The organism is Deltaproteobacteria bacterium (assembly GCA_016874755.1).
GTDB lineage: Bacteria > Desulfobacterota > Binatia > UBA9968 > UBA9968 > DP-20.
Map to the genome: position 1 here is coordinate 1 of VGTH01000080.1, position 12,208 is coordinate 12,208.

Annotated in this window: 10 protein-coding genes; 1 reads left to right on the forward strand and 9 read right to left on the reverse strand. The window is 57.7% G+C overall.

Features of this window, described 5'->3' with window-relative positions:
* Positions 1–418: 418 nt before the first annotated feature.
* The 7 genes from FJ145_26035 to FJ145_26065 all read right to left on the reverse strand — a co-directional run bounded on the left by FJ145_26035 (position 419) and on the right by FJ145_26065 (position 8,882).
* The gene (locus tag FJ145_26035; protein ID MBM4264871.1) at positions 419–1,096 is read right to left on the reverse strand and encodes a HAMP domain-containing histidine kinase; all 678 of its coding nucleotides are present in this window, start codon (positions 1,094–1,096) and stop codon (positions 419–421) included.
* Between the two features lie 120 nt (positions 1,097–1,216).
* Positions 1,217–2,080 (reverse strand): response regulator, encoded by an 864-nt coding sequence (locus FJ145_26040; protein ID MBM4264872.1) that lies wholly within the window; start codon positions 2,078–2,080, stop codon positions 1,217–1,219.
* A gap of 166 nt (positions 2,081–2,246) precedes the next feature.
* Complete coding sequence (locus FJ145_26045) at positions 2,247–2,684, reverse strand: response regulator (protein ID MBM4264873.1); 438 nt, start codon at positions 2,682–2,684, stop codon at positions 2,247–2,249.
* Positions 2,681–3,841, reverse strand: a complete 1,161-nt coding sequence (locus tag FJ145_26050; GenBank protein ID MBM4264874.1) for a HAMP domain-containing protein — start codon at positions 3,839–3,841, stop codon at positions 2,681–2,683. Before FJ145_26050 ends, FJ145_26045 begins: the two co-directional genes overlap by 4 nt.
* 364 nt (positions 3,842–4,205) lie before the next feature.
* The gene (locus FJ145_26055) at positions 4,206–4,733 is read right to left on the reverse strand and encodes a YfiR family protein (protein MBM4264875.1); all 528 of its coding nucleotides are present in this window, start codon (positions 4,731–4,733) and stop codon (positions 4,206–4,208) included.
* A 75-nt stretch (positions 4,734–4,808) separates the two neighbouring features.
* On the reverse strand, positions 4,809–6,632 hold the full coding sequence (locus FJ145_26060) for a TonB-dependent receptor (GenBank protein ID MBM4264876.1): 1,824 nt from the start codon (positions 6,630–6,632) through the stop codon (positions 4,809–4,811).
* A gap of 324 nt (positions 6,633–6,956) precedes the next feature.
* Entirely contained in the window at positions 6,957–8,882 is a 1,926-nt protein-coding gene (locus FJ145_26065) for a PAS domain S-box protein (protein MBM4264877.1), read from the reverse strand.
* 427 nt (positions 8,883–9,309) lie between these two features.
* On the opposite strand from FJ145_26065, the gene FJ145_26070 reads away from it, so the two are divergent.
* The gene (locus FJ145_26070) at positions 9,310–10,929 is read left to right on the forward strand and encodes a response regulator (protein ID MBM4264878.1); all 1,620 of its coding nucleotides are present in this window, start codon (positions 9,310–9,312) and stop codon (positions 10,927–10,929) included.
* A gap of 57 nt (positions 10,930–10,986) precedes the next feature.
* Here the strand turns inward: FJ145_26070 and FJ145_26075 are convergent, their stop codons facing one another.
* Entirely contained in the window at positions 10,987–11,811 is an 825-nt protein-coding gene (locus FJ145_26075; protein ID MBM4264879.1) for an alpha/beta fold hydrolase, read from the reverse strand.
* Positions 11,812–11,874: 63 nt separating this feature from the next.
* Positions 11,875–12,114, reverse strand: coding sequence for a hypothetical protein (locus FJ145_26080; protein ID MBM4264880.1), 240 nt, complete (start codon positions 12,112–12,114; stop codon positions 11,875–11,877).
* Positions 12,115–12,208 lie beyond the last annotated feature (94 nt).

The window sequence follows — 12,208 nt, forward strand, 5'->3', positions numbered from 1 at the left end:
CGCCCCTGGCGCCTTAAATCCGACAGCTCGCACGCCCTCAGCTCGTTAATCAAATCCCAAAGCCTCCTGTAGCTTCGGATGGCCGCCTCGATTTGGGCCTCATCTTCGGCACGCACGTGCAGGGCCTCTCTGCGCCCGGCAATCTCCACGGTAAGAAACTTCCCGCCGTGGCGCCTGCGGGGATCGTGCGCACAGGCGCAATTGGCTCGACCGCAGCGGCCCAACCGCTCCACCACAGTGCCGCGCATCAGCGGCTCAAAGCTCAGCGCCCGCAGCTCTTCGCGCAAACGACGGCGGCGCCGTTGGGTTTGGATTCGATCGGATGACATGTCTGAAAAGTAAAACACTAACCAGATAAAACTCTAGAAAAAACTCGCCCAATGGGCGAATCCCAATACACTAAAACTTCCTCAAAACGCTACAGGTTTTGAAACCCTCGTAGGCTTAGAGCGGAGTTATGGACAGTTGGCAGAGCTCGCGGCAGATAGATGTGAAACGCCGTGCCGTGCCCGACTTCGCTGTCGACGGTAATTTCACCCGACATGGCGGTTACCAGCCGTTTGACGATGTTTAACCCGAGCCCGCCGCTGGCGTGTTCGACGGTGCTGGTTTCGGCCTGAAAGAAAAGCTCGAAAATTTTCGGCAGATCGTCTTTGGCAATACCGATCCCGGTATCGCTGACGACAAATTCCACGCGCGCCTCACCTTCACGGGGCGCGAAGCGGACTTCAACCTTGCCCTGCTGCGTAAACTTACGCGCGTTTTCGATCAGGTTCCGCAGAATCTCCTTGAGTTTGATCAAATCGGTTTTGATAAGGCATTCCGGCTCCACCGGATCGATCACCAGGGTCACGCCCTTTTTCTCAAAGGCGTCGCTAAACTCACCCTTGATTTGTATCAGCAAATCGCCGACACCCACGTCGGAGACGACAAAACGCGACCGGCCATCGCCCTGGTCCAACCGCGCCATGGTGACGGTGCTGTCGATCAGCTGCAGCAGCTCATCGGCGCCGCGCTCGATGGCTGCCACGCGCTGCGCCTGATCGCGGCTCAGCTCGCCGCACATGCCGCTCGACAACAAGCTGGAAGCTCCCATGATCACCTGGAGAGGGGTTTTCAGCTCATGCCCCAAGACGCCGACCAAAACGCCTTTGACCTCAAGCGCCTTTTCCAGCGTCTCGTTGGTGCTCTTAAGCCGCTCGTAGAGCTGCGAGTTTTAAATCGCCACCGCCGCTTGGTTCGCCAGTGTTTCCAGGAAACGGACAATCTCCGGCGTCAACTCACACCGCTCTGTCGTGTAGAAGCTGATCGTCCCCAGGCTTTCACCCTTGGCAATCAGCGGAACGCCAACCCACGAAATCAAGCCGTTGTTGATAATGAATTCAGAGTTGCCCAGACGCGGATCGCTGCGCAGATCTTCAATCACCATCGAGCGGCGGGCGTTTAGAATCTCGCGCGCCCGTCCCGATAGATCGGCCGACAAAGGTCGCTTGAAAGTCACCTCGTCGATACCCCTGCAGGCAAGCGGTTCCAGCAGACCGGTGTCATGGTTGAGCAACCGTATGGTGACGGCGAACCCCGGCAGGAGCTGCATCACCTTATCGAGAAACTTATCGAGCACGGCTCTTAGGTCGAGCGTCGAGGTGATCGCTTGGTTGACATCCTGGAGCACCGCCTGGCGCGCATTCAGGTCCTGGCGTTCGATGGCGTAGCGAATGGCGCGGGCCAGCATGTGGCCGCTCGCCTGCCCTTTGATAAGGTAGTCTTGGGCGCCCAGACGCATGGCTTCAATGGCGACGTCTTCATCGTCAAGGCTGGTGAGAATAACGATCGGCACCGAGGCACACGCCGCTCGCACCTGCGCCACGGTGTCCATGCCCCAGCCGTCAGGAAGCGATAGATCGAGGAGCACTAAGTCGAAGTGCGCGGCGTGGAGCTGCGCCAAAGCCTCCGACAACCGAATGACGTGAACAATCTCGAAGGCAAACTTGTCGCTCGTCGCCCCGTCCAGATCAACGCGCAGGAGCCGTGCGTCCCCCGCGTTATCTTCCACCAACAACAGCCTGCCCTTATGGGTCATCGCAAGTAGATTCTCAAGTAGTTTTAGCTTGGTCGTGCCGCGGCACCGGCGTTTGGCTGCAAGCCATCAACGGCAATACCAAATTCCCATGCCCCCAACACCATAGCGAAGTTGAGGCGCATTGCGCAACCCGATCGGGTCTTTTCGTCGCGTTTGTTAGAAACGGCTATTCGGCCAGTTTCGAGGCTAGCACGGCAACATCGAACCAAAAGGCTTCGATGGCTTTGATAATGTGGAAAAGATCGTCGATATCGCTCGGCTTTGTAACGTAACAGTTAGCGCCCATCTCGTAGGCCTTGAGAATATCGGCGCTGGCAGCGGAGCTAGTAAAGACGATCACTGGAATTGTCCGCAGCGCTTTGTCGTGCTTGATCTCCGAGAGCACTTCATAACCGCTTTTACGCGGCAAATTGAGGTCGAGCAAGATCAGCTCAGGCCGCGGCGTCGCGGCGAAACCGCCGCGCCGGTGCAGGCAGTCCAATCCTTCGACGCCATCGCGTGCCACCGTGACTTGATAGTCATAGCGAGCATTTTGCAACGCTTCCTGCACCAAACGTACATCGCCGTGATTATCTTCAACGTGCAGAATCTGCCGTTTGGTCATAGTTCGGGCCGCAGCTCCGTCTCCACCGCCGCAGCGGGGATTGTAAAATAAAATGTCGACCCGCGTCCGGGTTCAGATTCCAGCCAAATGCGGCCGCCATGGCGTTCTACGATCTTCTTGCAAACCGCCAGGCCGATGCCGGTCCCCGGATACTCATCGCGCGTATGCAGACGTTGAAAAATGACGAAAATCCGCTCCGCGTAGCGCGCTTCGATGCCAATGCCATTGTCGCTCACGGCAAACAGCCATTGATCACCGTCGCGCTTGCACGACAGGTGAATTTTCGGAATCCGGGTGTCGTGGTACTTGATGCCATTGCCGATCAAATTCAGCAGCAGCTGGCCGACCTGGGCACCGTCGCACCACATGACCGGCAACGGATCGTGGGTGACCTTCGCGCCGCTCTCTTCGATCGCAATGGACAGGCTCTTGAGCGTCGTCGCGAACAACGCCTCGATGTCCGCCGCCGCAAACGCCTTGCCCTTAGTGCCAACCCGCGAATAGGTCAAGAGATCGATGATCAGCGCTTCCATGCGCTTGGCGCCGTCGACCGCGAAGTCGATGTAGTCCTGCGCCGTTGCATCGAGCTGCGCGCGGTAACGTTTCTCCAACAGTTGGGTATAGCCGGTGATCATGCGCAGCGGTTCACGCAAATCATGCGACGCGACGTAGGCGAACTGTTCCAGCTCGGCGTTGGAGCGCTGCAGCTCGATGGTCTTACCCGCGAGGGTTTCTTCGGCGCGGCGCCGCTCGGCCACTTCGTGCTGCAGCTCATCGACCCGCTGCTGGAGCTCGCTCTGAGTCTTTTTGAGCTCGCCGTCACGCCTCTCGATTTGCTGCAACATATCGTTGAAGCCGTTGACGAGCGTGCCAATCTCATCCTGGCTGGTGGTTTGCGCGCGCACCGAATAGTTCTGCTGCTGCGAAACCTTCATCGCGACATCGGTCAGAGCCATGATCGGTTGCGACACGCGCCGTTGGGCGCTCCGCGATATCGCCAAGGCGGCGAGCAAAGATAGCGCCAAGGCCGCGAACGAGAGCAGCACATAATTCCACAAACGGGCATAAGCTTCGCTCAAATCGGCGCGCAAACCAATGGCGCCCACAACTTTGCCATGGTACTTAACGGGGCTGCATAACTCGACGCCGCCGTCCATGGTGCGGAAATCGGCGAACTCCAGTGGACACTGTGGCGCCGCCACCTCTCGGGCATCGCGCCGGTAACCGGCAAAGACGCTGCCATCGCTGCGGTAAATAAAGGCCCAGGCAATGCTGGTCGTTGCTCGCAAGCCATTGAGCGTATCTTGCGCTGCCCCTTGATCCTCGAAAACTAGAGCGGCCGTACTGTTATGGCCGACGACACTGGCGATGGAGGCAAGGTTTCTGGCAATGGTTCGCGGCGCGGCCAGAAACTCGTAGGCCAGGAAGCTGGCCCCGGCAAAAAACAAGGTCGTGACGCTGGTCAGGACGACAAGCAGCGTCAGCTTGTGCTTGATCGAAAGCTTGCTCAGAGGACGCAAGTCAGTTCTTCCTCCGATCGCGCACGGTTTTGGCGAGTTTCAACAGGCGCGAGCTGATCTTTAGTCCCGCCTTTTCCGCCACATCGAGGCTCACTTCGAAGCGAATCTTGCGATCCTCCACCAACAAATTGATCATGCCGCCGGCCTGGGCAAACTCCATCTCCTCACCGACGGTCAGACAGGCGTGATTTTTGAGCGCGCCAAGAATGCGCTCAAAACGCTCGCGCTCGTTCAAACCGACGAACAAGATATGGCAATTGTCTCCTGGTTGAAGCTGGCTGATGCGGCGCACGGCGAGGCCGCGATTGCCCGCGGTTTGTCCCCTAACGGTATCATCCAGATCCGCTTTGAAAGGATCATCGCCGATCACGCAAATATTGATCGGGCTCTGGGGGGTCTTGAACGAATGCGCCGGCCAATCGGTAAACTTAGCGAAATTCATGAGAAACGCAGCTTTGAGCTGGTATTCAGTGGGAGCCGACGCGGCCGAACCCGACCGCGCGCAAACACATGCGGCGATTACGGCCATGCCGATCGAGGCAGCTACAAAACCTTTTACTGAGCTAAGCTTCACGAGGACTTTTAACGCAACGAAACATTTAGATTAAAATTTGTACAGGAGCTTCAGCCAAAAGCTCCGCCCATCTTGCTGAATTTTGTCCCGCCGATGTTCACCTCCCGCCGGGTCGTCGTATTTGCGGTTGGTCAAGTTGAAAACACTGGCAGAGGCTTGCAGGCCTTTGAGAAAATTCTTGCCGGAAAGCGTCACGTTGGTGAGGAAATAATCCCGCGCCTGCTTCCCCGCCAAGGTCACCCGGTCGCTGGTAAACTGCTGCTCGAGGCCGAGAAAGAGCTTGTCTTCGTAGAGCGGCACGCTGCCGTTTAGCTTGATCAAGTGGGTTGGCGAGTTGGCAAGGACTTTGTCGGTTTCTACGGACTGGGTTTGCTGCAGTGTGTAGCTCAGCCTGCCGTGAAGTCCCTTGCCCCAGCGCCCTTCGACCTCCAACTCGAGGCCACGGCCGGTGACTCGCCCCATGTTGCGGTAGACTAGCAAACCGTCCTCCGGATCGGTTTCTTGAGTGATGAGATCGCGAATGCGGTGGTAGTAAATATTCGCCGTGGCCCAGACGTTGGGGCCCAGCAGCTGCTGGTAAAGAAACTCGACGTTGCGAATGGTCTCCGGCTTCAAACTGCTATTGGCCTTGGTGGCGCCGGGAGAGCTCCAATAGAGCTCATAGGCGTTGGGGGCGCGAAACGCTTGACCGTAGATGAGCTTAAAAATCGAGCTTTCCACCGGTTGATAAATCAGCGCCACGCGCGGATTGACCGTGCCGCCAACGGTATAGTAGCGGTCGCAGCGCACGCCGGCGTTTAACCGCAAGGTCTTCAAGATTTCGAAATCGTCTTGCAGAAACAGCGCCCAACTGCCGGTCGTGCGCTGCTCATTTAGATACTCTTCCACGTCGAAGTTGCGTTGGTCGAGCTTGTACGAATAGCGATACTCGCCGCCAAAAATTAGCTTGTGTTTATCGAACACGGTCTTGGTCAGCTGCCATTCGTCGCCAAATCCCTGGGTATTGCCGATGTCGCGGTTGGTTTGGACGCCGACGGGGCCGCCGTAATTCGTCACCTGTTTGCCGCGATAGTAGAGAGAATCGTAGAACAGCCGGCCCCTAAGACCCAGCCCATTGGCGAACTCATGGTCATATTTGAGGTCGAAGAAACCGCGTTTATCGACGCTAAACGAGTCCGCGTTGAACTCGGCGTCGAAGGACGCCGTGGGAATGTCTTTGTCCCGGCTAATGTAACCGCCTTCAAGAGCGAAATCGCCATAGGACAGACGGCCGAAAACATTGCCGGCGCTTTCACTATCTTGGCGCCGAGCGATGCCAAAGTAAGTCGTGGGATCGTTGAACTCCGGGTAGTAGAGCCGCTCGTCGCCGCGGCTCCCGGAGCGGCTGCCGGAGATCAGCAAGTCCAGGCCGTGCGCAAATTTGTCGCCATAGGTGACCCGCCCCTTGTAACTTGCAAACCGGCCACCTTCAGCCGCGACTTCGGCGCCTTTGAAGGCTTCGCCGCTCTTGGTTTTGACGTTGATGATGCCGACAAACGCGTTGGTGGCGCAGAGCGAGGAGCCCGCGCCGCGGATAACTTCGACCCGATCGATCAAATCGACGTCGACGTTGAAGTCGTTGCCGAGAAAAGCCTGATTGTAAATGTTGTCGTTCATGCGATGGCCGTCGACGAGCAACAAGATGCGCGAGTTATACTCGCCGGGGCGGCCGTATCCGCGCATGCCGAGATAGGTGTAATTGCGGTCATAGCGAATGTAGAGCCCGCGCAGCGCTGCGCAGGATCTCGGCCAGGGTGCGGCAACCGTACTTGGCGATGTCGTCGCTGGTAACGATGCTGACCGAGGCTGGTGCATCGGCCAGGCGCTGCTCGAACTTCGAGACGCTGGCGATCATAATGTCCATCAAATCTTCGATGGACATGCGACCCAGTTCAGCGGAGGGGCTTTGCGCGGCAACTTTGCCGAGCGAGAAAAACCAGCCACTCATGCAAAAAAGCCAGAGCAGAACTTTGAGCATGCAACTTTTTTGTCCTTAGCCCTGAACGTGCCGAAGGGATCCGAACGAATTGCGCCACGGTCTCTGGGCGAGCGGAACTTTCGTTGCGGCGATTGTATCCATATCGCCAAGACCGAGCAAGGCTGCGGCTCGTCTATTTCTTGTGAGCTTGACTGCGCTGGTTACAAGGCAGGCCCGCTGAGCAGGGAGTCGTGGTCCAGCGGCTTTGCCAGCCGTCTTTCGGGCTTCCCATCGGGAAGCTCCGCGGGGAGGGTAAAGAAAAACGTCGAGCCCTTGCCGGGTTCCGATTTGACCCAGATCTTGCCGCCGCGGCGCTCGACGATTCTCTTGCAGACCGCCAAACCGATGCCGGTACCCGGATATTCTTCTTTACTATGAAGGCGTTGAAAAATGACAAAGATTTTGGGCGCAAACTGCGGATCGATGCCGATGCCATTATCGCGCACGGAAAACTCCCAGTAACTGCCAGCGCGCCGACAACCGACATGAATCTCCGGCACATTGCCGTTGCGGTACTTCAGGGCATTGCCAATCAAGTTTTGAAACAGCTGACCGAGTTGTAAAGCTTCAGCCCGGACCAACGGTAGCGTGTCATAAGTGACGCGCGCACCGTTCTCCTGAATCGCCATTTTTAACGTCTCAAGCGTCTTATCGAGCACGGCGTCGCTGTCGACTTCCTGCGCTTCTTTGGCTTGGGTCCCGGCACGGGAATAGACCGGCAGATCGTCGATTAACGCGCGCATCCTTTTGGCGCCATCGACAGCAAAGCCGATGAACTCATTAGCCTCCGGTTCGAGTTTGCCGGCATACCGTTTGACCAACAAACCCAGGTAGCCGATGATCATCCGCAGCGGCTCTTGTAAATCGTGCGAAGCGACATAGGCAAATTGCTGCAAGTCTTCGTTGGAGCGTTTCAACTCGTCGGCTTGCCGCTCCAGTGCTTGGGCGGCTTGTCGCTCCTCCGTCACATCACAGACCGTCACGACCCTACCCCCAATCGCCGGGTCGCCGACTCGATTGACGCAGACAATCTCGCAGATGCCCCAAGCACCGGTTTGGGTCTTGAACCTGATACCTGTGATTTCTCCCCGCGCGCCATCTTGCGCCGGCAGATTACCCAGCAGCATTTCGACCGCCGGCGCATCGTCCTCTTGAAACAGCCCGACCAACGGACTCCCCAACAACATCGGAGCTGTAAATCCGGTCAGCGTCGCTGCGGAGTCGCTCGCATAGGCGATTCGACCCTGTCCATCAACGATCAGAATTAGTTCCGATGCATTCTCCACTAAAGAGCGAAAACGCTCCTCGCTGCGCCGCAGTGCGGATTGCTCTACTTCAGCTAGCTGTAGCTTCGCCTTGCCGCGCGCTCGCTCGAGAACAAAGATCATCAGCCCCATGAGACTCACCATGGCCGCTACCAGTCCCACGATACTAAGACGCACCCAACGTCGCGTGCGTGCCGCGGTGAGATCATAGTGAGTGTTGGCATCGGCGAGGGATCGGACAAACCGCCCGTATGCTGGCGCAACACGAGCCGAATCAACCCGGCGCATATTCGCCAGATCGCCGCGGTCCAACAATCGAAATTTCTCGACCACGGCGCGTGAATGAGCATGAAACGACTCTTCCAAGGAGTGCACCATGGCGGGGTCAAGCCCATGCGCCAAAAGCGCGCGGAAGGTGGTGTTCATCTCCCGGCGGGTTTCATCGAGCATGCTGACTAGGTCCAAGGTGAGGTTTTGTTCAGCGACTGCTTGCCATTCGATAGCGCTGATGCGGCTGCCGTAGGAACTGAGGCGCACAAGCAGCGTTTGCACTTGCCGGCTCTCGTCGGCGCGATCGCCCAGGGCCAATATCCCCGCCACGGCAAGCCACGTCGCCACCAAGCCCACGGCCAACGAAGGCCAAATTGCAAACCTGACCAGCGAACACCCTCTCATAGGCCAACGACCCCCCTCGGACATGGAGTCGCGACGATAGATGCCCGTAGGATCAACTCTGGGTATGTCCTGCAAAGTCCCCCCGTCCAGCTGTAGGTTTTGGCTAGCGCCAGAGCGCTGAACGTCCTCAGAAATTTCAATCGGCATCGTTAGTGCAAACAATTAGTTAAAAGGCTGGCAATCGTGGCGGTCCTCTCTCAGGCAACGAGGCGCTAACGAGACGACCTGGGCACGGCGCGCCCATCAAAGTAAGATCTCAGCCAACTGCGGTGCTTTGCTAGAGATCTCGACGGCGCGGCACCGAGAGGGCGGAAGCTTCTTTAGGACCACTGCAGCGCGTCAACTTCCTGACCAATCCTCGACAGCGCCGTGACAACTCTCTTAATAGTCTCGGATACTTGGCGATAGAATGAACAGAGCTGGTATGCCAATGCAGTTTAGCGCCCAACGCCCCATGTTTCGGCAATGCGATTCTTGCCGTGAAGGCTCGGTCTACGTGCCAGATCCGCATCTGTCTGCCAATAAGTCCTCGCCGCTGGAGCAATCTTCCAGTTAGTCCCTGCTGGGCAGCTTTATGCGAACCACTCAACTCCTCCTCGTAGAAGACAACCCCGGCGACGTTCGGCTGGTGCGCGAGACGCTCAGTGATGTCACGGATGAGAGCTTCAACATCACTTGCGCATCCACACTGCGCGACACATTAGAGAAAATCGCCACAACCAAATTCGACGCGATCTTGTTGGATCTTGGGTTGCCGGACGGCAACGGCATCGACCTGGTCAAGCGCGTGGTCGAAGCGACGCCGCGAACGCCAATTCTGGTGCTGACAGGTCTCGTCGATGACCGGATTGCTCTCAACGCCTTAAGTGTTGGCGCCCAGGACTACATCGTCAAAGGCATTTTGGAAGGACAGTCCATCGCGCGGGCCATTCATTATTCAGTGCAGCGCAAGCGCTTGCTGCAACAACTGGAGATGCTACGGGATATCGACGAGGCTGTCAGCTCGACGCTCGACCTGAAAGATATCTTCGGCTCGTTCCTGCAACGCATCGAATCGCTCTTCCCGGTGGCCGGCTCGTGCGTCCAACGCATCGACAAGAACGGCGCGCTTCAGCCGCTAGTCGTCAAGCAAGTGGAAGTCGATGAGCTGGCGGATTACCCCGCCGCGGCGGACTTCCCTCGCGACGGCAACCATGAAACCTGCAACTTTGCCATAACCAGCTTCGGCGCCGGCGCGAGCGCACCCTTCAAGCGGCGCGGCTGGCGCGGCGCGGTGCAAATACCCCTGGCCGTCAACCATCAACCCTGGGGTCTCGTCTCATTGTTCATGAATGGCGAACACGACCTCAGCGATGAAGACAGCAATATCTTGAGAATGATCATTTCACGCTTGACCGTGGCCGTGCAGAACGCCCAATTGTACGAAAGCATCGTGCAGCTGGCGGAAGACCTGCGCCGCTCCAACAAAGTGAAAGATGAGTTCTTGAGCATCATGTCCCATGAGCTGCGTACGCCGCTCAACGTCATGATGAACTGCGCCGAAATTCTGCGCGACGGCGTCGTCGGCGATGTTACGCCGGAACAATCCGCCATTCTCGACCGCCTGCTCGTGCAAGCACGCAATCAACTGGGGCTGGTCAACGGCATCCTGCACGTCACCCGGATGGAAACCGACAAGGTCGAGATCAATTACCAGGAAATCGGTCTGCGCGAGTTTCTCGAAGATCTCAAAGCCGATTACTCGATTTCGTTCTCCAGAGAAAGAGTTGAGCTGGTCTGGGATATCCCAGTCGATCTACCGAGAATTCAAACCGATCGCGATAAGGTCCGGCAGATGCTCGAAAACCTGATCAACAACGCGATCAAGTTCACCGGCGCGGGCAAGATTTCCGTGATCGCCCGCGTGCTCGACTCGCAGTGGATCGAGTTCAAAGTGAGCGACACCGGCAGCGGCATGCCGGAGACCGCATTGGCGACGATTTTCGAAAAGTTTCAACAGCTCGACACCACGGCGACGCGCGCCCACGGCGGCGTCGGCATCGGCCTTTACCTGGTCAAACAATTCACCGACCTTTTGAAGGGCCGCATCGACGTCACCAGCGAGCTGGGCAAGGGATCATGCTTCACGATTACGCTGCCGCGAACCCCGGAAGCTAATGCAACCGCGGGCTTGCAAAACCGCCCAGCAGTTTGACACGCGCGCCCCTAAGTCTCCCAGCTTTTCAAGTCTTTTGGTCGGCGCTGGACTGCTCTAGTGTCGATCGAGCCAATCTCGAATAATCAGGTTGGTCTCCTCCGGCTTCTGCCAGAAAAAGCCGTGGCCGCAGCCATCGATGACTTTGTACTCCGCGCCTTTGATATTGTCGCGCAGGTGCTCGGTGGTAACCACATGACTGCCGGTGTCGGCGTCGACTTTGTCCTCGCTGCCGACGAGGCACAGCGTCGGCGTGGTGATCTTGTGCAAATATTCGCCAGTCTCGTGGCGGTTGCGGGCGATGACATGCTCTAAATAGGGTTCGAGCTTCGGCGCGTTGTCCCAAAAGGTCGCAAACAGTTCTTTGAGGATTTCCGGATGGGCTTTAACGAAAGCCTCGGGAAAGAAAAACTTGCTTTGAAAGTGATGCCACATATGTTCCTTGTAGCCGCGCGTGATCAAGCTCTCGGTGGCGTTCACGGTTAAACCGCGGGGATAATCCGGCAGCCCCATGGAGCCGGAGCCCGACGCCGCTTGGATCATGCTGCGCACCCGAGTCGGGTGATCGATCGCCATCCATTGGCAGACCCGCCCGCCCATGGAGTGGCCGATGATATGCGCCGGTTCTTGGATGCCGATGGCATCAAGCAAGTTGATCGCATCCCGGGCAAATTGCCGCGTCGAGTAAGGCCCTTTGGGCGCGTCGGACTTGCCGACGCCGCGATGATCGAACACGATGACGCGATACTTGTCGGTGAACGCCGGCACCTGTTTTAGCTTCCAAGGCTCTCCCGGCCAGCCGGTGCCCGAGACAAACATAAACGGCACGCCGCTGCCGAAGGTTTCGTAGTGGAGTTTCACTTCACCCGCTTGGGCGTACATAAGCCGCTGCGCTCCTTGTTCAAACCGTTCCAGCCGATAAACCCGAAATTTCGCACGTGGGCATTAACCCCGCGCGCGACCAAAGGGATGCTCGGCCCCCTTTGGGAACCCCATTTGATAACCGACGCCGTTGCTAAAGCCGAACATCTCGACGACCACGACGACCTTCCAGGCCAGGCCCAAACCGTAGCGAATCGCCGCAAGAATGTGCGATACCAGCTGCGGCAAAATCACATCGACGATTTTCGACCAGACGCCGGCGTGAAAGGCCGAACCATTTGATCGTGCCCATGAGAATGCCAAGCGGAATCGCGATCAGCATGGCGATGCCGAAGCCGACGCCGACGCGGCGCAGCGTCGCGCCCATCTCGGCAAAGAACTGGCCGCTCGTCATGAT

Coding starts and splice junctions, on each gene's coding strand:
- FJ145_26035 (MBM4264871.1), bottom strand. CDS start 1,096: ATGGGAGCTTCCAGCTTGTTGTCGAGCGGCATGTGCGGCGAGCTGAGC.
- FJ145_26040 (MBM4264872.1), bottom strand. CDS start 2,080: ATGACCCATAAGGGCAGGCTGTTGTTGGTGGAAGATAACGCGGGGGAC.
- FJ145_26045 (MBM4264873.1), bottom strand. CDS start 2,684: ATGACCAAACGGCAGATTCTGCACGTTGAAGATAATCACGGCGATGTA.
- FJ145_26050 (MBM4264874.1), bottom strand. CDS start 3,841: ATGGACGGCGGCGTCGAGTTATGCAGCCCCGTTAAGTACCATGGCAAA.
- FJ145_26055 (MBM4264875.1), bottom strand. CDS start 4,733: ATGGCCGTAATCGCCGCATGTGTTTGCGCGCGGTCGGGTTCGGCCGCG.
- FJ145_26060 (MBM4264876.1), bottom strand. CDS start 6,632: ATGCACCAGCCTCGGTCAGCATCGTTACCAGCGACGACATCGCCAAGT.
- FJ145_26065 (MBM4264877.1), bottom strand. CDS start 8,882: ATGCCGATTGAAATTTCTGAGGACGTTCAGCGCTCTGGCGCTAGCCAA.
- FJ145_26070 (MBM4264878.1), top strand. CDS start 9,310: ATGCGAACCACTCAACTCCTCCTCGTAGAAGACAACCCCGGCGACGTT.
- FJ145_26075 (MBM4264879.1), bottom strand. CDS start 11,811: ATGTACGCCCAAGCGGGTGAAGTGAAACTCCACTACGAAACCTTCGGC.